Below are 19,679 nucleotides of genomic sequence, written 5' to 3'. Positions count from 1 at the left end.
ACCGTGATCACACCTTCGTGGCGAAACGAACAGCGACCAGTGCCGATCTCACCAGCGACACCAAGGAGGCCACCGGATGAACACTGTCCACAAAGGACTGACCAGGCACCTGCTCGCCCTCGCTCTCGGCGCGCTGCTGGCCGCGGGCGCGAGCCTGGCCTACCCGGCCGCCGCCGAGCCCCCGCCGGCCCCGGTGGCCGAACCGCTCACCCGGTGAAGTTCGACGTCGCGGGTCTCCGGCAGTCCCAGCACGCACAGCAGGCTGAGCACCGCGGCCGCCGCGACGTAGATCCCCACCGCCCCCGGCCCGTAGTCCGCGGCCAGCGCGGCCGCCACCGTCGGCGCGAGCGCGCCGCCGGCCACCCCACCGAGGTTGTAGGCGAAGGACGATGCGGAGTAGCGGAACCTGGTGTCGAACAGCTCGGGCAGGAACGCGCCGAGCGGACCGTAGACCAGACCCATGGCCCCCAGTGCGAGTGCCAGCGCCACGCCGGCCAGGACCACACTCCCGCTGCCCAGCAGCGGGAACAGCAGCAGCCCGGCGACCACCGAGAACAGCGTGCCGAAGATCAGCACCGGCTTGCGGCCATAGGCGTCGGAGGCCCTGGACGCCACGATCGTGCCCACGGCGAGGGCCCAGATGGTGATGATCGAGAGGATCAGCATGGTGTTGCGCGAGTACCCCAGCGTGGTGGTGCCGTAGGAGAGCACGAAGGTGGTCGAGGTGTAGAAGAGCACGTAGCAGACCACGATCACGCCGCCGCCCAGCAGCAGCCGCTTCGGCGCCTGCCGGAACATCTCCACCAGCGGCATCGAGGCCCGCTCCTGCTTCTCGACCAGCTCGGTGAACACCGGCGTCTCGGCGATCCGCAACCGCACGAACAGCCCGACCACCACCAGCACCGCCGAGGCCAGGAACGGCACCCGCCAGCCCCACTCCCGGAACGCCGCGTCGTCCAGCACCGCCGAGAGCAGCAGGAACGACCCACTGGCGGCGAAGAACCCGACCGACGGCCCCAGCTGCGGGAAGGCCGCGTACCAGCCCCGCTTCCCCTTGGGCGCGTGCTCGGTGGCCAGCAAGGCGGCCCCGCCCCACTCCCCGCCGAGCCCCAGCCCCTGCAGGAACCGCAAGATCACCAGCAACACCGGCGCCAGGATGCCGATCTGCGCCGCCCCCGGCAGCAACCCGATCCCCACCGTGGCCAGCCCCATCGTCAGCAGCGAGGCGACCAGCATCGACTTCCGCCCGACCCGGTCCCCGAAGTGCCCGAACAGCAGCGACCCCAGCGGCCGCGCGATGAAGGCCACCGCGAAGGTGGAGAACGCGGCCAGCGTGCCCACCACCGGGGACAGGTCGGGGAAGAAGGTCGAGTTGAGCACCAGCGCGGCCGCGGTGCCGTAGATGTAGAAGTCGTAGAACTCGATCGCGGTGCCGATGAAGCTGGCCACCGCGATCCGGGTCATCCCGTTTGAGCTGGTCACGCGGGCAGCCTGCGACACCGCCCGGTGATCGTCAATCCTTCGATCGACCAGTCGGCACTGGTCACCCCATGCGGTTGTTTGGCTACCTCGGGTGAGTGACTGTGGCCCAGCGCGGACGTGCCCGCCCGGCACATGGGAAGCCTGGACCGCAAAGATCCCACTACCGCAAGGAGTTGGTTGCCATGCGCCGCAGCAACACCACCGCACTGCTCGCCGGTATCGCCGCGCTGATGCTGGTCCTGCCCGGGACCGCCTTCGCGGACAACGACAAGTTCACCTACCGCTACCTCGACGAGGACGGCGACGTCGCGGTGAGCTCGCTGATCGATCCGCCGAGCGGGGAGTGCATCGCGATCCCGGAGGTCGCCGACGCGGAAGACGCGTACGCGTTCCGGCCGCGCAATGACACGGACTCGACCGCCGTGGTCTTCAAGGACGACAACTGCGGCAGTGACTCCTACTTCTCTCTGCGCCCCGATGGCGGCAGGGGCTCGGACCGGCTGAAGTTCCGCTCCGTGGTCTTCAGCTAGGCGAGCTCAGGGTGCGCCCGGCCCCGGCAGCGGCCGGGCGCGCCGCGGTCAGTGTGTGAACAGGCAGAACGGGTGGCCCACCGGGTCGAAGTAGACGCGGACGTGGTCCTGCGGCTGGAACTCGGCGAGGGTGGCTCCCGCGGCTTCGGCATGCGCGCAGGCGGCGGGCAGGTCGGCGACCTGGAAGTCCAGGTGGATCATCATGCCCTGGGCCATCGGGCTGGCCGGCCAGGTCGGGCGGTGGTAGTTCGGCTCGGTCTGGAAGGACAGGCCGGGGCCGCCGCCGGGCGGGCTGATCTTGACCCAGTCGGCCTCGTCCTGGACCACCTCCCAGCCCAGCAGGCGGCGGTAGAAGGTGGCCAGGCTCCTGGGGTCCGGGGCGTCCAGGACGACGCCGGAGAGGGTCAGGTCGGGATGTGCGGGCATCGGGCCTCCCGTGACGATGAACACGCTCCGTGTTGACTGGGGTGCCCGGTCACTTGGACTGATGAACCTGCGGCCTTACTGGCCGGTAAGCGGTAATCACACGGACAGTAGTTCGATCAACACGGTGTGTCGATGGACACACCGGTTCCGCTAACAGTCCGATAAAGGCTTTGGATACATCCTTCCCTGTTCAATCACGGAGCGAGACCTTCGATACGAGGGATGCTCCGAAAGAGTGGTGTGATCGGGGAAGGGGCGCGACATGGTGAACGCTCTGCTACCACTTTTCGTGATTCTGCCTGTGCTGTTGAGCATTGTGGATCTCGTGTGGCATTCGAAGAAGCTGCGCGCGAACCTGGCTCGGCGGCAGGCGCGGAAGGCGACCAGGGAGATCAGGGAACGTCGGCTACCGGCGCCGAGGGCGTGCCGGGCGGCGGCCACCGCGCGGCGGATCCAGCAAGCCAGGCTGCCGGTCAACCGAGGAGTCCTGATCACCACGCGCGCCGCGTCCGGGGTCTCCGCCGGGCTGTAGCGCGTTGAGATAACTCACACCGGCGGGAACGCCCAGCGCCACCGGGCAGTTCCCCGTTTTGGCTGTCCGGATTCTGCTCAGGCGCGGTAGATCAGCGCTGTGGCGACCGCGGCCACACCCTCGCCGCGACCGGTCAGGCCAAGTCCGTCGGTGGTGGTGCCGGAGACCGCGACGTCGCCGCCCGCGGCCTCGGAGAGCACCTTCTGCGCCTCGTCCCGGCGCTTGCCGATCCGCGGCGCGTTGCCGATGACCTGCACCACCGCGTTGCCCAGCTGCCAGCCGTCCTCGGCCAGCAGGTCCCGGACGTGCGCGAGCAGCTCGATCCCGTGCGCGCCGGACCAGCGCGGGTCGCCGGTGCCGAACACCGCGCCCAGGTCGCCCTTGCCCGCGGCGGAGAGCAGCGCGTCGCACAGCGCGTGCGCGGCCACATCGCCGTCGGAGTGACCGGCGCAGCCGTCCACGCCCTCCCAGAGCAGACCGGCCATCCAGCAGTCCCTGCCAGGCTCGATCGGGTGCACATCGGTGCCGACTCCGACACGCGGCGGGATCACGCCTGGCCCTCCACAGCTGGGGATCGCGCGGCCAGCAGGGCGCCGGCCACGGTGAGGTCGAACGGGGTGGTGACCTTCATCGCATCGGCGTGGCCGAGCACGGTGTGCACCGGGATGCCGATGCGCTCGACCAGGCCCGCGTCGTCAGTGGCGGCGACACCGTCGGCCAGCGCGGCCTCGTGGGCCCTGCGCAGCACGTCGACGGCGAAACCTTGGGGAGTCTGTACGGCCCGCAGCGTGGTGCGGTCCGGCGTGGCGCGAACCACACCGTCGGCGTCCACCTGCTTGATCGTGTCGGCCACCGGCAGGGCCGGGATGACCGCGGGGGCGCCTGCCCGCACGGCGGCGACCACGGAGGCGGTCAGCCCAGGCGGAGTGAAGGCGCGGGCCGCGTCGTGCACCAGCACGACCTCGGCATCAGGGACGATCTCCAGCGCGGCGTCCAGGGCCAGTTTGACCGACTCGGAACGCTCGGCACCACCGATGACGACGTGCACCGCCGCACCGACAGAAGCCAGTGCGGCGGTCACGACGTCAACTTCGGACCGTGGTGCGGCGACGACGACCTGCTGGACACAGCCCGATCGCCACAGACCACGTACCGCGTGTACCAATAACGGCTCGCCGCCGACTTCGACGAGGGCCTTCGGCACACCGGCACCGAGCCGCTCACCTCGCCCGGCAGCGGGCACGAGCGCGACAACACTCATGGCAGCGGCGGTGTCTTCTCTCGACTTGTCAGGAGGCGGTGGCGAGGACTTCGTCGAGGAGAACCTCGGCCTTGTCCTCGTCAGTGCCTTCGGCCAGGGCCAGCTCGCTCACCAGTATTTGCCGAGCCTTGGCCAACATGCGCTTCTCACCAGCGGACAGGCCGCGGTCCTTCTCCCGTCGCCAGAGATCGCGCACCACTTCGGCAACCTTGTTCACATCGCCAGAGGCGAGCTTCTCAAGGTTGGCCTTGTACCGCCGAGACCAGTTGGTGGGTTCTTCGGTGTGCGGAGCACGCAGCACCTCGAAGACCCGATCCAGACCTTCCTGACCGACAACGTCCCGCACACCGACGATCTCGGCGTTGTCCGCGGGCACCCGGACGGTGAGGTCTCCCTGCGCGACCTTGAGGACGAGGTACTTCTTCTCCTCGCCCTTGATCACGCGGGTCTCAATTGCTTCGATGAGAGCGGCACCGTGGTGCGGGTAGACGACGGTCTCTCCGACCTTGAAAACCATGTGTCCTCTGCCCCTTTCGCTGCCCCCATCCTAACACGTCCGGCCATCTCCGCTCGACCCCCCGGCGATCTGTAAGCGCAGGTCAGCGGCCACGGGAGGGGTTGACAAACCGGAGCGGGACATGCTTCCCCCGGTCAGCGCGGGGCAAGGCCGGGTCCACAGTGGACTTTTGATCTCCGCGAAACTCCGGGGCACGGCGAAATGGCCTACGCCGTATTGCCGCGAACAGGTGATCATCAATACCGGCCCGGCGCGGGGCACCAGGTGCCACCCGCGCGGGCGTGCTTGGTTAGGCTGCGGCCGAGGAGTTCACCAGGTACTCCAGGGAAGGATCGGCGCACTGTGAGCCGTGTAGAGCAGAAGGCAGTCCGTGCCCGCCTGGTCCCGGCGGCGCTGGGCCTGGGGATCGCGCTGGCCGTGACCGGCTGTGGCGCCGGCATGCAGTCGCAGACCGCGATCCAGGTGGCGGCGGTGAACGGGGCCAGCGGCAAGGTCGGGGCCATCGAGATCCGTGATGCCCAGTTCGCCTTCCCGGCGCAGCACAAGTACCCGGCCAAGAGCAACCCCTCCCTGCTGGTCAGCCTGATCAACAGCGGCGCGCAGGACGACCAGCTGGTCTCCGTCACCAGCGACGCCACCGGCGCGCCTGCCGAGGTCAAGGGCGGCAGCACGATCCCGGCCGGCTTCGTGCTGCGCGCCGAGGCCAACGAGGCCGAGCACGGCACCGGGAGCACCGGCTCCACCACGCCGACCAGCACCACCGGCGGCACCACGCCGACCTCCACCACCTCGACCTCCGCGACGCCGACCTCGGCCACCTCGCCGAGCACCTCGGCCGCGGACACCAGCAAGCTCAAGGTCGGCTCGGTGATGATCACCCTGGTCGGTCTCAAGCACGAGCTGTGGCCCGGTCAGACCATCCCGGTGACCTTCTCCTTCGCCAAGGCCGGTTCGGTCACCCTGCAGGTGCCGATCGCCGCGGACGAGGAGCCCCGCACGGCCGAGCCCACCACGGGTGGACACGGCGGCTCCGGCGGCCACTGACCCGCTGACTGTCGGACCGAGGCCCTAGGTTCGACTCTCGTGTCGAAGAACGTGCGCACGGCCCGTCCCGGCTACCGCTGTGCCGAGTGCGGCAACGAGGTGGCCAAGTGGGTGGGCCGCTGCCCGGAATGCCAGGCCTGGGGCACGGTCGAGGAGAAGGGCGCGGTCAAGCCCGCCCTCGCCAGGATCACCGCGGGCGTGGTGTCCGCGCCTGCCCGGCCGATCGGCGAGGTGGACATCGAGGCCGCCCGCGCGGTCTCCACCGGGGTCAGCGAGCTGGACCGGGTGCTCGGCGGCGGAGTCGTCCCCGGCGCGGTGATCCTGCTGGCCGGTGAGCCCGGTGTCGGCAAGTCCACCCTGCTGCTGGAGGTCGCGCACCGCTGGGCCGCCTCGCGGGGCAACGGGCGCTCGCTCTACATCACCGGCGAGGAGTCGGCCGGTCAGGTGCGGCTGCGCGCCGAGCGGACCGGGAACCTGCACGGCGAGATGTACCTGGCCGCCGAGGGCGAGCTGTCCGCGGTGCTGGGCCACGTGCAGGCGGTGCGGCCGGGGCTGCTGATCGTGGACTCGGTGCAGACCGTGCAGTCCGCCGCGATCGACGGCACCCCCGGCGGGGTCACTCAGGTGCGCGCGGTGGCCTCCGCGCTGATCGCGGTGGCCAAGGAGAACAACCTGCCGGTGCTGCTGGTCGGGCACGTCACCAAGGACGGCTCGATCGCCGGGCCCAGGGTGCTGGAGCACCTGGTGGACGTGGTGCTGCACTTCGAGGGCGACCGGCACTCCACCCTGCGGCTGGTCCGCGGCGTGAAGAACCGCTACGGCCCCGCTGACGAGGTGGGCTGCTTCGAGCTGCGGGACGACGGGATCATCGGCGTGGCCGACCCCTCCGGCCTGTTCCTCAACCAGCGCGAGGTCGGTGTGCCCGGCACCGCGGTGACGGTGATCGTGGAGGGCAAGCGGCCGCTGCTGGGCGAGGTGCAGGCGCTGGTCGCGGCGACCAACCTGCCCGCGCCCCGGCGCGCGGTGAGCGGGCTGGACTCGGCCCGGGTGGCCATGGTGCTGGCCGTGCTGGAGCGGCGCGGCCGGGTGCGCCTGGGCGACAAGGACGTGTTCACCGCGACCGTCGGCGGCATGCGGGTGCTGGAGCCCGCCGCGGACCTGGCGGTGGCGCTCGCGGTGGCCTCGGCCGCACGCGACGTGGCACTGCCGCCGACCATGATCGCGCTGGGCGAGGTCGGCCTGGCCGGTGAGGTGCGGCGGGTGGCCGGGGCCGGGCGGCGGCTGGCCGAGGCGGCCAGGATGGGCTTCACGCACGCGCTGGTGCCGCCGGACTCCGGGCCGCTGCCCGCGGAGATCAAGGCGACCGTGGTGCCCGACCTGGGTTCCGCGCTGCGAGAGCTGAAGTCCGAGGGCTGAGAACGTGGAAAGGCCCGCACACCCCCGAGCGGTGTGCGGGCCCTCTTCCAGCAAGCACGGCCTGGACCCCGAATCCCGGCCGGCCACAACACTTGATTGCGTCCACTAACTCGATGGCCAAGTGAACGCGATAACAATACCCCCTCCCCCCTGGGGTCTGTCACGCGCGGTCACCCAACGCTCACCGGGACGGCGCAATGCCCGCCTGAGCTGCGACAGCGGTGCCGACGGTGCTGTGCGAGATGATCGTGCCCCGCCGGAGGTGCTCGCTGTCAGTTCGCCGGCGAGACCCAGGGACACGCCGTGCCGCCCGCCGAGGTCGACCGCGCCGTCCTTGACCGTGACGCCGGGCAGCAGGCGCAGCGCCTGGTACAGCCGGTTGCGGACCTCGGTGCGCAGGCGGCCGGTGCGCAGCGCGGAGCGGGCGTTCTCGAAGGCCCGCTCTCGGCGAGCTCCCGTCGCAGGCCGCGCGCAGCCGGTCATCGTCCTCACAACCGGTGTTGCCCGCCGGGAGTCGAGGCGTTCACGCGATCGTGGCCGAACGTAGACTCCGGTGTCGGATCGGGCAGGAGGGACATCGTGAGCGAGCGGACGCAGTCGGAGCTGGTGTGGGCCACCCTGGCCCGGCTCGCGCCCGGCACGGCGCTGCGGGACGGCCTGGAGCGGATCCTGCGCGGCCGCACCGGCGGGCTGATCGTGCTCGGCCACGACGAGGCGGTGGAGTCGATCTGCGACGGCGGCTTCCGGCTGGACGTGGAGTTCAGCGCCACCCGGTTACGCGAACTGTCCAAAATGGACGGCGCGATGGTGCTGTCCACCGAGGCGGACCGGATCCTGCGCGCCAACGTGCAGCTGGTGCCGGACCCGACCATCCCGACCGAGGAGTCCGGCACCCGGCACCGCACCGCCGAGCGCACCGCGATCCAGACCGGGCACCCGGTGGTCTCGGTGAGCCAGTCGATGAGCATCGTCAGCGTGTACGTGGACGGGCGCAGGCACGTGCTGACCGACTCGGCCACCATCCTGTCGCGGGCCAACCAGGCACTGTCCACTTTGGAGCGTTACAAGGCCCGCCTCGACGAGGTGGCGCAGGCGCTGTCCGCGCTGGAGATCGAGGACTTCGTCACGCTCAAGGACGCGATGACCGTGGTGCAGCGGCTGGAGATGGTGCAGCGCATCGCGGACGAGATCGGCTGGCACGTGGTCGAGCTGGGCGCGGACGGCCGGCTGATCGAGCTCCAGCTGGACGAGCTGGTCGGCGGGGTCGAGCTGGACCGCGAGCTGGTCATCCGGGACTACCTGGTGGACGAGCCCGGCGCGCCGAGCGCGGAGCAGGTGGTCGCGGCGCTGGACGCGCTGGACGGCACCGAGCTGCTGGACGTGGCCGCGATCGCCGCCGCCTTCGGCTTCCCGGCCGGTCCCGAGTCACTGGACGGCCAGGTCAGCCCGCGCGGCTACCGGCTGCTGGCCAGGGTGCCCCGGCTGCCCGCGCCGGTGCAGCACCGGCTGGTGGAGCACTTCGGCTCGCTGCAGGCGCTGCTCGCGGCCACCGCGGACGACCTGCAGACCGTGGACGGCGTCGGCGACACCAGGGCGCGGATGGTCCGCGAGGGGCTGTCCAGGCTGGCCGAGTCCTCGATCGTGGACCGCTACGGCTGATCAGCGCAGCCGGAACGGGGTCGGCGCGCTGGCCAGGTCGTCGACCTTGGCCACCACCGAGTAGTCCCCCGCGGGCAGCGTCTTGCGCTTGCCCGCGCAGTTCGGCGCCGAGGTGCGGCCGTGCCAGGCCAGCCGGAACACCGCGGTGCCGCCGGGTTCCAGGGTGCGCAGGTCGGGGTTGCGGCCGGGATAGCAGTCGTTGCTGGACCAGAGCCGGGCGCCGTCCTGGCCCAGCACCAGGATCTCCTGCACCTTCGGGTCCAACTCGCGGGTGCACGGCACCGGGCCGGTGTTGGTCACCACCAGGCGGAACTCCGGTCGCTGGCCCACCCGGTACTCGGGCGCGCCGACCTCGGCGACGACCTTGGTGACCTCGTTCGGGCAAGGCTGCGGCGGCCCTGGCGGCGGAGGCGGGGGCGGGGGTGGCGGCGGTGGGGTCGCCTCCGAGGCAGGCGGGGCGGCACTGCTCGGCGGCGGCGCGGCCACCGGGCTGCTCGGCGCGGAGGAACCCGGGGTGGCGATGCCCCGCGCGGAGGCCGCGGCGCGCAGTTCGGCCAGCTCGCGCTCGGTGTCGTCGCTGCCGCCGAAGGCGAGGCCGACGGCCCACACCCCGAGGAGTAAGACGAGCACGAACGCGCCAAGGGCTACCGCGCGCCGGCGCCAGTACACCGACGGCGGGTGAGGTCCCACCGGATCGAGCACAAGCAGACGGTAACGCCCCGGTTGCTCCGAATGACGTAATTCGCCGTTCCGCCGTTTGGCGTGTTGCGTGCGCAACCAAGATCGGGCCGAACGCGTGAGTTTGCTCAAAGTCATCTTGCCGGTTCGCCCGGCGCGGGTTTCCATCGACACAGCCGCAGCTGAGGGGAGTGTCATGACCGCGATCGACGAACTGCTCCAGCGCAATGCCGTGGCAGGCGAACTGGGCCACCCGGAGATCCCTTCTCCGAAGCCCTCCCTGCACCTGGCGATCGTGACCTGCATGGATGCCCGGATCAAGGTGTTCGACGTGTTCGGCCTCCGGCACGGCGAGGCGCACATCATGCGCAACGCCGGCGGCGTGGTCACCGACGACATGATCCGCTCGCTGACCATCTCCCAGCGCAAGCTGGAGACCCGCGAGATCATCGTCATGCAGCACACCCGCTGCGGGATGGCGACCTTCACCGAGGACGAGTTCAAGGACGAGCTGGAGCGCGATACCGGCCTGCGCCCGCCGTGGGCGACGGAGGCCTTCCGCGAGGTCAAGGACAGCGTCCGGCAGTCCGTGCAGCGGGTGCGCCGCAGCCCGTTCCTGGAGCACACCGAGCACGTGCGCGGGTTCGTCTACGACGTGGCCACCGCGCTGCTGCACGAGGTCATCTAGTGTCCTGAGTTGTTAATTCGTGTGCAGTAGCGGGCGATGGAGTCCAGGATCTGGGCGGCGGTCTTGGTCCAGACGTAGGGCCGGGGATTGTCGTTCCAGGTCTTGATCCAGGCCCGGATGTCGGCGTTGAGCGCGCGGACGCTGGTGTGACTGCCGCGTTGGAGTTTCTTGGTGGTCAGCTCGGAGAACCAGCGTTCGACCAGGTTGAGCCAGGAGCTTGAGGTCGGGGTGAAATGCACGCTGAAGCGTGGGTGGGCGGCTAGCCAGCGTTTGATGGCCGGGGTCTTGTGGCTGGAGACGTTGTCCAGCACCAGATGCACCCCCAACTCGGCGGGGACCTCGGTGTCGATGACGGTCAGGAACTTCTTGAACTCGATCGCGCGGTGCCGTGCGTGCAGCCCGCCCGATGACCTTGCCGGTGGTGATGTCCAGCGCCGCGTAGAGGCTGGAGGTGCCGTGCCGGATGTAGTCGTGACTGGCCCGCTGTGGCGTGCCAGGCAACAGGGGCAGGATCGGTGCGGTGCGGTTGAGTGCCTGGATCTGGGACTTCTCGTCCACGCACAGCACCACCGCCCGTTCCGGTGGCGCGAGATAGAGACCGACCACGTCTTTGACCTTGTCCACAAACAGCGGGTCCTTGGACAGCTTCCAGGCCTCACGGCGGTGTGGCTGGAGTGCGAAGGCGTTCCAGATCCGGGAGATCGCGGTCTGGGTCAGGCCGGAGGAGGCGGCCATCGAGCGGGTGGACCAGTGCGTGGCGGTCTCCGGCGTGGACTCCAGCGTCTTGGTGATCACCGCCTCGACTTGCTCGTCGGTGATGGTGCGGGGGCGGCCGGGGCGTGGCTCGTCGAGCAGACCGTCCACTCGGTCGGTGTGAAACCGTGAGCGCCACTTCGCGACCGTGCCGCGCTGGATTCCCAGCTCGGTGGCGATCTCGCTGTTGGAGCCGCCTTCGGCGCACCGCAGCACGATCCGTGACCGCAGTGCCAGTGCTTGTGCTGTCTTCCGGCGCCGTGCCCAGCCTTCCAGCATGTCTCGCTCGTCGGCGGTGAGGACTAGCTCAGGCAGCTTCGGGTTCGGCATAGGAAACCCTAGCCCCTGCACGCGAACTAACGACTCAGGACACTAGGGACTCGGTCCTTTAGGGGAAGGTCAGGGTCCGCACGAACAGGGTGACCACGATCAGCACGGTCGGGAAGCAGACCAGGAACATCGCGAACGTGTAGCCCATGATGTCGCGGGCCTTGAGCCCGAGCACGGCCAGCGTCGGCAGCATCCAGAACGGCTGGAGCAGGTTGGCGCTGGCCTCGCCGAGGTCGTAGACCACCACCATCCAGCCCTGGTGCACCTGGAGCTGGTTGGCCGCCTCCAGCACGTACGGCGCCTCGATCACCCACTTGCTGCCGCCGCTGGGCACGAACACGCCCAGCACGCAGGAGTAGATCGCGATCAGCGCCGGGTAGAGCGCCGGGTTGGAGATGTCCACCAGCCAGCCCGCGATCGCCCCGGACAGGCCGGTGAAGGCGATCATGCCGAAGATGCCGCCGTAGAGCGGGAACTGCAAGAGCACCCCGGCCGCGGCCGGCGCGCCCGCGCGCACCGCGGCGACCAGGCGGTGCGGCCGCCAGTGCAGGATCAGCGCGAGCAGCAGCAGGACCAGGTTGATGGTGTTGAGGTCCAGCGCGTTCAGCGGGCTGCCGGTGGCGTTGACGAAGTGCCGGACCAGGTACCAGGAGCCGAGGGCGAACAGCAGCACGGAGAACACCGGGCTGCGCTCCAGCCAGTCGCCGGGACGGCCCTTCGGCTCCGGTTCGGCCGGGCCGACCAGCGGTCGCAGCTCGATGCCCAGGTCGGCGGCGGTCTTGGCGCGCTCGCCGGTCGGCGCGATCACCGCCGCGGTGACCACGGCGACTGCGAACACGATCAGCGTGGCCACGATGCCCTGCCACAGGAAGATCGTCTCGGTGAGCGGGATCAGCCCGGACCCGCGCCCCGCCTTGATCACCTCCTGCACCGCCTTGGGGCTGGAGTCCGCGCTGGCCACCTGGAGCGCGGCCGAGCCGGACAGGCCCTGCGCCCACACCGTGCCCAGGCCGAGGAAGGCCATCGCGCCCAGCGCCCGGTAGTCCACCCCGCGCACCAGCCTGGCGATCTCCTTGGCCAGGATCGCGGTGAAGATCAGGCTGAACGCCCAGTTCAGGTACGAGGTGAGCATGGAGGCCGCGGCGGTGAAGGTGATCGCCGCGCGCGGGGTCTTCGGGATCCTGGCCAGCCAGGCGATCACCTTGGCCACCGGCCGGGCGGTGGCCAGCGCGTACCCACCAATGATGATCATGGCCATCTGCAGGGTGAAGGTGACCAGGCTCCACACGCCCTTGCCCCAGGCGTCCACCATGGTGGTCAGCCCCTGACCGGTGGCCAGGCCGAGCAGCAGCACCAGGAAGGTGCCGACGAGCACGAAGCCGAAGGCGTCCGGCAGCCAGCGTTCGGTGAACGCGGTGAACCGCAAGGCGATCCGGGCCGCCAGGTTGTCCTGGGGCGGGGCTGGGCGGGTGGCCATGTTTCCTCCGCGGGCGGGGTGGGTGCGAGGATTGTGCACGCTATGGCGACTGTTGTTTCCCTGGATCCGGACACGCTTGTCGGCTGGTTCGACCGTGTCGCCCGTGACCTGCCTTGGCGGGACCCCGACTGCACCGGCTGGGGGGTGCTGGTCAGCGAGATCATGTTGCAGCAGACCCCGGTCGCGCGGGTGGAGCCGATCTGGCGCGAGTGGCTGGCGCGCTGGCCGACACCCTCGGCGCTGGCCGCGGCGAGCCAGGGCGAGGTGCTGCGGGCCTGGGGCAAGCTGGGCTACCCGCGCCGGGCGCTGCGGCTGCACGCGGCGGCCACCGCGATCGCGGCCGAGCACGGCGACGTGGTGCCGTCAGACGTGGACACCCTGCTGGCGCTGCCCGGCATCGGCGCGTACACCGCGCGGGCGGTGGCGGCCTTCGCCTACGGCCAGCGCTGCCCGGTGGTGGACACCAACGTGCGCCGGGTGGTGGCCCGGGCGGTGCACGGGGCTGGCGACGCCGGTCCGCCCTCGACCACCAGGGACATGGCCGATGTCGAGGCGCTGCTGCCCAGCGATCCGGCCCGGGCCGCGCGGTACTCGGCGGCGCTGATGGAGCTGGGCGCGGTGGTGTGCACCGCGCGCTCGCCCCGCTGCGCGGACTGCCCGGTCTACGCCGACTGCGCCTGGCAGCGGGCCGGGCGACCGGCGTACGCGGGCCCGGCCAAGGTGGTGCAGAAGTTCGCCGGCACCGACCGGCAGGTGCGCGGCCGGCTGCTGGACGTGCTGCGCGGCGCCCCGGGCCCGGTGCCCAGGGCGGCGCTGGACGCGGCCTGGGACGAGGCTGGGCAGCGGGACCGGTGCCTGCACTCGCTGCTGGTGGACGGGCTGGTGGAGCAGACCGACGACGGGCTGTTCGCGCTACCCGGCGAGGCCTAGGAACGCGCTGTTGCCGCGGCGGCTGCTCAGAGCGGGTACGGGCCGAACCGGCCCCAGGCGATGACCACGGCCAGCACCAGGAAGATCGCCGACGGCGGGAGCTGGCCGTACTCCTTGCGCCGCACGTGCACGATCACCGCGCCCAGCATGGTGATCGCCAGGCCGAGGGCGGCGATCGGGACCAGCACCGGTGCGATGCCGGTGACCGCGGGCAGGATCAGGCCGAGCGCGCCGAGCACCTCCACCGCGCCGATGACGCGGAACGTGCCGTCGGAGAAGTCCTCGGCCCAGCCCATCTTGTCGAGCAGCTTCGCCCGGCCCTGGATGAGCTTGGCGGCGCCCGCGCCGAGCATGGCGGCGGCGAGCACGATCTGCAGGATCCACAGCACGGTGTTCATAGCGGCTCCAGGTGGGCCAGGTGCACGGACTAGCGTGCTGCGATTGTGGCGGACGCACTGGAGATGTTCTTCGACCCCGAGGCCGACACGGCGGTGCGCGGGCTCTGGCGCGCGCTGGAGGCGGCCGGGGTGCCCAGCCTGGCCACGCTGAGCCACCGCGCGCACCAGCCGCACATCTCGCTCGCGGTGGCCGCGCAGATCCCGGCCAGGGCCAGGGCGGAGCTGCGCGCGGACCTGGCGCTGCTGTCCATGCCCGGTCTCTGGCTGCACAACGTCGGGGCCTTCGCCACCAGCGAGAACGTGCTGATGCTGGCCGCGGTGGTGGACGCCGAACTGCTCGCGGTGCACTCGGCCGTGCACGACGTGCTGGCCGGGCGGGTCAAGCACCCCTCGGCCTACTACCTGCCCGGTTCCTGGGTGCCGCACTGCACGCTGGCCCAGGGCGTCACCGGCGCGGAGCTGGCCGCCGGGTTCGCCGCGGTGCACCCGTACCAGCCGATCCGGGCGGGCGTGTCCGCGATCGGCGTGGTGGACACCCGCACCGGTGCCGTCGACGAGCTGTGGTCGGCCTAGCGGCCCAGCACCTCGCTGACAAAGGCCTCCACCGCGCCCCGGTACTGCTCGGGGGTCTCGTAGTGCACGACGTGACCGGCGCCCTTGGCCAGGAAGTAGCGGCCGTCCCCGGCCCGCCGGGCCACCTCGGCGATCTGGCCGGGCGGCATCGCCGAGTGCTCGGCCTCGATGGCCAGCAGCGGGCAGCGCACCGCCTCGACGAAGGACCCGTACTCGCGCTCGCCCCACTCCCCCGCGATCTCGTAGAGGTCCTCCAGGTCGGCGGTGAGCCGGTAGCCGTCCGCGGTCTCCTCGAAGCACTCGATGAAGTAGTCGCCGACCTCGGCCCGGTCCGCGCCGAAGAAGGCGCGCACCGCGGCCAGCGAGGCGAACGGCACCGGCCAGGCGGCGAACCAGTCCCGCCAGACTTCAACGGTCTTGCCGCGCTGGTCGGGGGCCATGTCCTCGGACACCACGGCCCGCACCAGCTCGGGATGCCGGGCCGCCAGCGCCCAGGCGTGCAGGCCGCCCATGGAGTGGCCGATCACGATCGCCGGCCCCAGGTCCAGCTCCCTGATCCGCGCGGCCGCGTCGTCGGCGAAGACCTCGGTGCGCCAGGGCTTGTCCCTGGTGGCGCGGCCGTGCGCGCGGGCGTCCAGGCCGACCACCCGGCCGTAGCGGCGCAGCCACTGGGCGGTGGACCACCAGGTGCTGGCCCGGCCCATCAGCCCGTGCAGCAACAGGATTCCCGGTCCCTCGCCACCGAAGTCGACCACGCCGTGTTGCATGCCAGCCAGGCTAGGCTGGCCGCATGGCCGTTGTGAAGATCAATGCGATCGAGGTGCCGGACGGGTCCGGCGCGGAGCTGGAGAAGCGGTTCGCCGCCCGGCTGGGCGCGGTGGAGAAGGAGCCGGGCTTCCTCGGCTTCGAGCTGCTCCGTCCGAAGGCGGGCGAGGAGCGCTACTTCGTCTACACCCGCTGGGAGACCGAGGAGCACTTCCAGGCGTGGATGGGCGGTTCGGCCAAGGCCGCGCACGCCGGTGAGCGGGCCAAGCCGGTGGGCACCGGGTCCAGCCTGCTGGAGTTCGAGGTCGTGCTCAGTGCCGGACCCAGCACCGCGGACTGAGCTGGCGCGCGCCGCGGAGCTGCTCCGCGGCGCGGACGCCCTGCTGGTGTGCGCAGGCGCGGGCATGGGTGTGGACAGCGGCCTGCCGGACTTCCGCGGTGACGCGGGCTTCTGGCGGGCCTACCCGCCCTACGCCGCGCTCGGCCTGCGCTTCGCCGAACTGGCCGACCCGGTGCACTTCGCCGAGGACCCGGCGCTGGCCTGGGGCTTCTACGGGCACCGGCTGGCGCTGTACCGCTCGACCGTGCCGCACGCCGGGTTCGGCATCCTGCGCAAGTGGGGTGAGCGGCTGCCGCGCGGGCAGTGGGTGTTCACCTCCAACGTGGACGGGCAGTTCCAGTCGGCCGGGTTCGAGCGGGTGGCCGAGTGCCACGGCTCGATCCACCACCTCCAGTGCGCGGGTTCCTGCTCCGACGACATCTGGTCCGCCGAGGGCTTGGCGGTGCAGATCGACCCGGCGACCATGCGCGCGGTCGGCGAGCTGCCGAGCTGTCCCGGCTGCGGCGGGCTGGCCAGGCCCAACATCCTGATGTTCGGCGACTACGACTGGGTCGGCCATCGCAGCCAGTCCCAGCTGGACGCCTACACCGCCTGGCGGCGGGAGCTGCGCGGGGCGAACCTGGTGGTGGTCGAGATCGGCGCCGGGCAGGCCGTGCCCACCGTGCGCAGGCAGGCCGAGCTGGCCAGCGCGGCCGGTGGCGGGCTGATCCGGATCAACCCGCGTGAGCCGGAGGTCCGGCACGGCCGAGGGGTCTCGCTGCCGCTGACCTGCCTGGACGCCCTCACCGAGCTGGACCGGCTGATCTAGTGTCCCGAGTCGGGACACTAAGACCTGGTCTCAAAACTCGGCGTGTCGCTAGGTGAACCAACGGCCCGCCCCTGGCTCCGCACCGCCCGCCTGTGGGCCCGGCCCGACGGACCGGAGGTCTGTCAGAGAGACTGGGGGCCAGTGCCCGCCCTCTCAACCTGGAGCCTTTGATGCCGCAGGGGACCGTCCGTTGGTTCGACGCCGAACGAGGTTTCGGCTTCCTCGCGCTCGAGGACGGCTCGCCGGACGTGTTCGTGCACGCCTCCGAGATCGTCGGGGACGGCGGCGCGAAAGTGCTCCGCGAGGGTCAGGCCGTCGTGTTCGAGGTCGGCGAGAACGACCGCGGGCCCCAGGCGCTGCGCGTTCGCGTCACCGCCGATGCGGCCACCGGCAGCGCCGTGGGCCTGCTCGGCACCGTCAACTGGTACGAGCCGGGCAAGGGGTACGGCTTCGCGTCGCCGGACGGCGGCGGCGCCGACATCTTCGTGCACAGTTCCGCCATCGTGACCGGCGGCGTGGTCACCGAGGGGCAGCGGGTGGCCTTCCTGATCGTCGAAGGCGAGCGCGGCCCGCAGGCCGGGCACGTGATCCCGCTGGGAGCAGGGGCCGGCTCACCCGCTGCGGCTGGCATCGCGGACGGTGCCGACGGCACGGTGGCCTGGTACGACGAGGACAAGGGCTTCGGCTTCATCAACCCCGACTCCGGCGCCGGGGACGTCTTCGTTCACGCCCGGGCCCTGGCCGAGGGGCTGACGTGGCTCGCGGAGGGCGACCGCGTCGCCTACGAGGTGGCTAGTGGAGACAAGGGCCCGCAGGCCCGCGACGTGCACCTGGTCCGGGGCGCCGAGCCCCAGACGGCGCCGCAGCGGTCGGCACCTGCCGCGGCCGCAGGGCCGGCGGCGCGGGACGTGCCCGTACGAGGCGGCGAGGGCGTCGTCGCGCGCTACGACGGCGACCGCGGCTTCGGCTTCATCACCCCGGACGCAGGCGGCGACGATCTCTTCGCCCACGCGTCCGTGATCATGGGGTCGGAGCCGCTGCAGAAGGGTGACCGGGTCCGGTACGCGGTGCGTCAGAGCGACCGGGGCCCGCAGGCCGACCGCATCGAACGCCTCTGAAGAGGCGGCCCCACCGATGGCTGATCACTTCCCGACGAGAGTGCGTTCGGTCCGGTCGTAGCGCAGCCCGAGGCGTTTGAACCGCAGCAGCCAGGAGATGGTGCGTTCGACGACCCAGCGGACCTGGCCGAGGCGGGACTTGCCCTCAATCCCGCGCCGGGCGATACGGACCTTGATACCGCGGCGGGTCAGGTAGCGGCGGCAGCGGCGGTAGTCGTAGCCCTTGTCGGCGTGCAGCTTGTCCGGTCGGCATCGTGGCCGGCCCGCCCGGCCGTGGTGGCCGCGCACGGTCGGGTTCGTGTCCAGCAGTGGCTCGAACAGCATGCTGTCGTGGGTGTTTGCCGCCGACAACATGATGTGCAGCGGTAGCCCGTTCGCGTCGCACAGAACGTGGTACTTGGAGCCGGCTTTACCCCGGTCAGTGGGGCTGCAGCCGGTCAGCTCGCCCCCCTTTTCGACCGCACCGACACCGCGTCGATGCAGCCTCTGGTCCAGTCGAGCTCGTCGATGTTGGACAGCTCGTCGAGCACGAGCTGGTGCAGCCGGTCCCACACGCCGGCGTCCTGCCGCTCACGTAACCGCCGCCACGCGGTGTGCCCGGAACCGCATCCGAGCTGCTCGGGTAGGTCTCGCCGGCGGCAGCCGGTGTCGAGCACGAACAAGATCCCCTCTAACGCGGCACGGTCATCGATCCGGGGCCGCCCACCCGGACCGCGCGGCGCTGGTCGGGACGGGATCAGGGGTTCGATCAGCTCCCAGAGCCGGTCTTCGACCCGCCGCTGCTGCGTCATCTTCGCCACGACTGCCCACGATCGACGACCAGGACCGGCAGGTTACGCAGTGACACACCCTTAAGTTTTGAGACCAGGTCTAAGGGCCGGAGCTGGGCACGGTGAGGGTGGCCAGGATCGAGCGGTGCGCGCTGCCGGCCACGTCGAAGACGTCGAAGCGGTCCACCGGGCAGCGCTTGTCCACCAGCACGTGGTCCAGGGTCACCGGCGGCGGGAACGCGCCCCTGGCCGGCCAGGTGCTGGTCAGCCCGGCGCCCGCCTGGTCGGCGGCGTCCTGGTAGCCCTGGCCGAGCAGGCGGCGCAGCGGCGAGTGGTCCAGGGTGGCGTTGAAGTCACCGGCGAGCACCCTGGCCGGGCCTTCGGTGCGGGGTTCGGGCAGCGTGCCCAGGTCCAGCAGCCAGGACTCGGCGCCCTTCGGGCCCACCGGGTCCCTCGGGTGCACCGCCATGATCTCCAGGCCGCGCGGGCCCGGCAGGTTGACCAGCGCGGCGGGCTGGGCGTACGCCCCGGGCGCGGGGGTGCGGCCGAGCGCGATCCTGGTCAGCGGGTGCCGGGCGGCGATCCCGGTGCCGGTGGCGCCCGCGCCCGGCTCGAACACCCGGAATGGCAGCTCCTGGCCCAGCCCGGCCGCGTCCAGCGCGGCCACCGCCTCCGGGGTCAGCTCCTGCAGGTTGAGCACGTCGGCCTTGGCACCCCTGGCCAGGTTGACCACGGTCGCGGCGTCCGCCCGGCCGAAGAACATGTTCACCGAGAGCACCCTGACCTGGGTGCCGACCGCGATCGGCCGGGCCTTCACGAACGCCCTGGGCAGCACGATCAAGCCGAGCAGCACGGTGCACAGCACCAGCACGATGGCCAGCAGCCAGCGCTTGAGCAGCAGCGCGAGCAGCGCCAGCACCGCGGCCGCCGGCAGCGCGTACGGGGTCAGCGCGATCGCCGCGGCGGCGTACTTCTGCTGGTCGAAACCCACCCCGCGCAGCGCGCTGAGCACCACCACCGGCGCGGCCACCAGCAACAGCAGCACCCCGGCGAGCTTGCCGCCCGGCCGCCGCCGCTTCGGCTCCTCGGGCTCCGGCGGGCGCGGCGGCGCGCCACGACGCGTCAGTGGCGTCGTGTCGGCCTCGATCCGCGAGTGGGTCACCCCACCAGAGTGCCTGAACATC

Annotated in this window: 23 protein-coding genes and 1 pseudogene; 12 read left to right on the top strand and 12 right to left on the bottom strand. The window is 71.3% G+C overall.

Features of this window, described 5'->3' with window-relative positions; translation table 11 throughout:
* The first annotated feature begins 76 nt into the window (after positions 1-76).
* Positions 77-217, top strand: coding sequence for a hypothetical protein (locus M8C13_RS25020; protein WP_252483120.1), 141 nt, complete (start codon positions 77-79; stop codon positions 215-217).
* Here the strand turns inward: M8C13_RS25020 and M8C13_RS25015 are convergent.
* Entirely contained in the window at positions 160-1,482 is a 1,323-nt protein-coding gene (locus tag M8C13_RS25015) for an MFS transporter (RefSeq protein ID WP_308202860.1), read from the bottom strand. The two genes, M8C13_RS25020 and M8C13_RS25015, sit on opposite strands and share 58 nt — an antisense overlap.
* Before the next feature lie 182 nt (positions 1,483-1,664).
* Here M8C13_RS25015 and M8C13_RS25010 point away from each other — a divergent pair, with 182 nt between their 5' ends.
* On the top strand, positions 1,665-2,012 hold the full coding sequence (locus M8C13_RS25010; RefSeq protein WP_252483119.1) for a hypothetical protein: 348 nt from the start codon (positions 1,665-1,667) through the stop codon (positions 2,010-2,012).
* Positions 2,013-2,060: 48 nt separating this feature from the next.
* Here the strand turns inward: M8C13_RS25010 and M8C13_RS25005 are convergent, their stop codons facing one another.
* Complete coding sequence (locus M8C13_RS25005) at positions 2,061-2,438, bottom strand: VOC family protein (RefSeq protein ID WP_252483118.1); 378 nt, start codon at positions 2,436-2,438, stop codon at positions 2,061-2,063.
* Positions 2,439-2,745: 307 nt separating this feature from the next.
* On the opposite strand from M8C13_RS25005, the gene M8C13_RS25000 reads away from it, so the two are divergent.
* Positions 2,746-2,970 (top strand): hypothetical protein, encoded by a 225-nt coding sequence (locus M8C13_RS25000; RefSeq protein ID WP_252483117.1) that lies wholly within the window; start codon positions 2,746-2,748, stop codon positions 2,968-2,970.
* A gap of 77 nt (positions 2,971-3,047) precedes the next feature.
* Here M8C13_RS25000 and ispF read toward each other — a convergent pair whose 3' ends face one another.
* From ispF to M8C13_RS24985, 3 genes are read right to left on the bottom strand one after another with little or no spacing between them, the layout of a single operon-like run.
* Entirely contained in the window at positions 3,048-3,521 is a 474-nt protein-coding gene (gene ispF / locus M8C13_RS24995) for a 2-C-methyl-D-erythritol 2,4-cyclodiphosphate synthase (RefSeq protein ID WP_308202859.1), read from the bottom strand.
* Positions 3,518-4,231, bottom strand: a complete 714-nt coding sequence (ispD, locus tag M8C13_RS24990; RefSeq protein WP_252483116.1) for a 2-C-methyl-D-erythritol 4-phosphate cytidylyltransferase — start codon at positions 4,229-4,231, stop codon at positions 3,518-3,520. Before ispD ends, ispF begins: the two co-directional genes overlap by 4 nt.
* Positions 4,232-4,259: 28 nt before the next feature.
* Entirely contained in the window at positions 4,260-4,748 is a 489-nt protein-coding gene (locus M8C13_RS24985; protein WP_065915127.1) for a CarD family transcriptional regulator, read from the bottom strand.
* Between the two features lie 342 nt (positions 4,749-5,090).
* Here M8C13_RS24985 and M8C13_RS24980 point away from each other — a divergent pair, with 342 nt between their 5' ends.
* From M8C13_RS24980 to disA, 3 genes are all read left to right on the top strand, one after another.
* Complete coding sequence (locus M8C13_RS24980; RefSeq protein ID WP_252483115.1) at positions 5,091-5,792, top strand: hypothetical protein; 702 nt, start codon at positions 5,091-5,093, stop codon at positions 5,790-5,792.
* Positions 5,793-5,831: 39 nt separating this feature from the next.
* Complete coding sequence (radA, locus tag M8C13_RS24975) at positions 5,832-7,208, top strand: DNA repair protein RadA (RefSeq protein ID WP_252483114.1); 1,377 nt, start codon at positions 5,832-5,834, stop codon at positions 7,206-7,208.
* Positions 7,209-7,787: 579 nt separating this feature from the next.
* A complete protein-coding gene (gene disA / locus M8C13_RS24970) occupies positions 7,788-8,867 on the top strand; it encodes a DNA integrity scanning diadenylate cyclase DisA (protein ID WP_252483113.1) in 1,080 nt (359 codons plus the stop codon).
* On the opposite strand, the gene M8C13_RS24965 is transcribed toward disA, so the two are convergent.
* Complete coding sequence (locus M8C13_RS24965) at positions 8,868-9,569, bottom strand: DUF4232 domain-containing protein (protein WP_252483112.1); 702 nt, start codon at positions 9,567-9,569, stop codon at positions 8,868-8,870.
* A 172-nt stretch (positions 9,570-9,741) separates the two neighbouring features.
* Between M8C13_RS24965 and M8C13_RS24960 the strand changes: the two genes are divergently transcribed.
* Positions 9,742-10,233: a carbonic anhydrase gene (locus tag M8C13_RS24960; RefSeq protein WP_252483111.1), complete on the top strand. Its 492-nt coding sequence runs from the start codon at positions 9,742-9,744 to the stop codon at positions 10,231-10,233.
* On the opposite strand, the pseudogene M8C13_RS24955 reads toward M8C13_RS24960, so the two are convergent.
* Together M8C13_RS24955 and M8C13_RS24950 are read right to left on the bottom strand one after the other, a co-directional pair.
* Positions 10,230-11,316: pseudogene (locus M8C13_RS24955) on the bottom strand (IS630 family transposase). The gene M8C13_RS24960 and the pseudogene M8C13_RS24955 sit on opposite strands and share 4 nt — an antisense overlap.
* Before the next feature lie 58 nt (positions 11,317-11,374).
* On the bottom strand, positions 11,375-12,793 hold the full coding sequence (locus M8C13_RS24950) for a short-chain fatty acid transporter (protein WP_252483110.1): 1,419 nt from the start codon (positions 12,791-12,793) through the stop codon (positions 11,375-11,377).
* Positions 12,794-12,835: 42 nt separating this feature from the next.
* Between M8C13_RS24950 and M8C13_RS24945 the strand changes: the two genes are divergently transcribed.
* A complete protein-coding gene (locus tag M8C13_RS24945; protein ID WP_252483109.1) occupies positions 12,836-13,723 on the top strand; it encodes an A/G-specific adenine glycosylase in 888 nt (295 codons plus the stop codon).
* A gap of 26 nt (positions 13,724-13,749) precedes the next feature.
* Here the strand turns inward: M8C13_RS24945 and M8C13_RS24940 are convergent, their stop codons facing one another.
* Positions 13,750-14,121 carry a DoxX family protein gene (locus M8C13_RS24940; protein ID WP_252483108.1) on the bottom strand — a complete coding sequence of 124 codons (372 nt, stop codon included), beginning with the start codon at positions 14,119-14,121 and terminating at the stop codon, positions 13,750-13,752.
* A gap of 45 nt (positions 14,122-14,166) precedes the next feature.
* Between M8C13_RS24940 and M8C13_RS24935 the strand changes: the two genes are divergently transcribed.
* On the top strand, positions 14,167-14,694 hold the full coding sequence (locus M8C13_RS24935; RefSeq protein ID WP_252483107.1) for a 2'-5' RNA ligase family protein: 528 nt from the start codon (positions 14,167-14,169) through the stop codon (positions 14,692-14,694).
* Here M8C13_RS24935 and M8C13_RS24930 read toward each other — a convergent pair.
* A complete protein-coding gene (locus M8C13_RS24930; RefSeq protein WP_252483106.1) occupies positions 14,691-15,461 on the bottom strand; it encodes an alpha/beta fold hydrolase in 771 nt (256 codons plus the stop codon). The two genes, M8C13_RS24935 and M8C13_RS24930, sit on opposite strands and share 4 nt — an antisense overlap.
* A 23-nt stretch (positions 15,462-15,484) precedes the next feature.
* On the opposite strand from M8C13_RS24930, the gene M8C13_RS24925 reads away from it, so the two are divergent.
* From M8C13_RS24925 to M8C13_RS24905, 3 genes are all read left to right on the top strand, one after another.
* Positions 15,485-15,799, top strand: a complete 315-nt coding sequence (locus M8C13_RS24925; protein WP_252483105.1) for an antibiotic biosynthesis monooxygenase — start codon at positions 15,485-15,487, stop codon at positions 15,797-15,799.
* Positions 15,774-16,607 (top strand): Sir2 family NAD-dependent protein deacetylase, encoded by an 834-nt coding sequence (locus tag M8C13_RS24920; protein ID WP_252483104.1) that lies wholly within the window; start codon positions 15,774-15,776, stop codon positions 16,605-16,607. Before M8C13_RS24925 ends, M8C13_RS24920 begins: the two co-directional genes overlap by 26 nt.
* A 170-nt stretch (positions 16,608-16,777) precedes the next feature.
* Positions 16,778-17,725 (top strand): cold-shock protein, encoded by a 948-nt coding sequence (locus M8C13_RS24905; RefSeq protein ID WP_374213137.1) that lies wholly within the window; start codon positions 16,778-16,780, stop codon positions 17,723-17,725.
* 24 nt (positions 17,726-17,749) lie between these two features.
* Here the strand turns inward: M8C13_RS24905 and M8C13_RS24900 are convergent.
* Positions 17,750-18,516, bottom strand: a protein-coding gene (locus M8C13_RS24900) for an IS5 family transposase (RefSeq protein WP_252483207.1) whose coding sequence is annotated in 2 segments (ribosomal slippage) — positions 17,750-18,183 and positions 18,183-18,516 — 768 coding nt in all. Because the reading frame shifts where the segments join, the coding sequence is not laid out codon by codon here.
* A gap of 79 nt (positions 18,517-18,595) precedes the next feature.
* Positions 18,596-19,657, bottom strand: a complete 1,062-nt coding sequence (locus tag M8C13_RS24895) for an endonuclease/exonuclease/phosphatase family protein (RefSeq protein WP_252483103.1) — start codon at positions 19,655-19,657, stop codon at positions 18,596-18,598.
* Between the last annotated feature and the right edge of the window lie 22 nt (positions 19,658-19,679).

Source organism: Crossiella sp. SN42, assembly GCF_023897065.1.
Classification (GTDB): Bacteria; Actinomycetota; Actinomycetes; order Mycobacteriales; family Pseudonocardiaceae; genus Crossiella.
Note: the sequence above shows the minus strand (reverse complement) of the source record. Positions and strands in the feature narration are given on the sequence as shown.